At 65.8% G+C, this 1,141-nt stretch carries 1 protein-coding gene; it reads left to right on the forward strand.

The window, feature by feature from the left end; genetic code table 11:
- The coding region (locus HX846_RS36730) for an ABC transporter ATP-binding protein (RefSeq protein WP_178967404.1) at positions 1–1,141 on the forward strand (1,141 nt) is incomplete at both ends.

Consider the following 1,141-nt stretch of genomic DNA (forward strand, 5'->3'; position numbering starts at 1 on the left):
CGCCAGCGCATCGGCGACCATGTGGCCGAACTGCCTGTCGGTTGGTTCACGCCCGATAACACGGCGCGGCTCAACCAGGTGGTGACCCAGGGCATGATGGCCGTGGCCCAGCTGCCGGCCCATGTATTTACTCCGGTGCTCAGCGGCGTGGTGACGCCATTGGTGCTGGTACTGGCGTTGTTTGTGCTGCACTGGAAAATGGGCCTGATTGCCTTGCTGGCGTTGCCGATTCTCGGCGGCGCGTTCTGGCTCAGCGCCCGCCTTGGGCGGCGCGCCGACCGGGCGTTCCAGCGCAGCTCGGCCGACACCAGCCAGCGCATGCTGGAGTTCGCCCAGTCGCAGTCGGTGTTGCGTGCCTTCAGTGGCGGCGGCAGCTCGGTGTTCCTGCAACGGGCGATCGAACAGCAGCACGCGACCGGGGCGCGCCTGATCCTGCTGTCCGCGACCTCGATTCTGCTGAACATATGGCTGGTGCAGGTGGTGTTCGCGGCCTTGTTGATCGCCGCCGCGCTCTGGCTTGACGCTTACCTGGGAAATGCCTTGCACGTGGGCTCGGTGATTGCGGTGATGGTGTCGCTGTTGCTGGTCAGCCGCTTCATTGACCCGTTGCTGGAGGTGGCCGGCTATGGCGAAACGTTGCGCGGTGCCGGGGTGCAGCTTGAGGCGGTGCGCGAGATATTGGCCGCGTCGCCCCTGAAGGCGCCGAGCGCGCCGCAATCTCCACGGGATGCCTCGGTGGAATTGTTCGATGTGAGCTTTCGCCACGCGGCCGGTTCAAGGGACGTGCTGCGCGGGGTGAACCTGCGTATCGAGCCCGGCAGCATGACGGCGCTGGTAGGGGCTTGCGGCTCAGGCAAGACCACGCTGTTGCGGTTGGTCGCACGGTTTTTCGAGGTCAGCCAGGGCCAGGTGTGTATCGGTGGCGTGGACGTGCGACAGATGTCCGGCGAGCAGCTCAACGCGCAAATCAGCCAGATCTTCCAGGACACGTACCTGTTCCAGGGCAGCGTCGCCGACAACATTCGCCTCGGCAAACCCGACGCCAGCGACGCACAAGTGTTGGAGGCCGCGCGGCAGGCCGGTGTGCAGGCGATTATCGAGCGCCTGCCCATGGGCCTGTCGACCACGGTGGGTGAGGGCG

The sequence above is a fragment of the Pseudomonas sp. K5002 genome (assembly GCF_013386655.1).
Lineage (GTDB): Bacteria > Pseudomonadota > Gammaproteobacteria > Pseudomonadales > Pseudomonadaceae > Aquipseudomonas.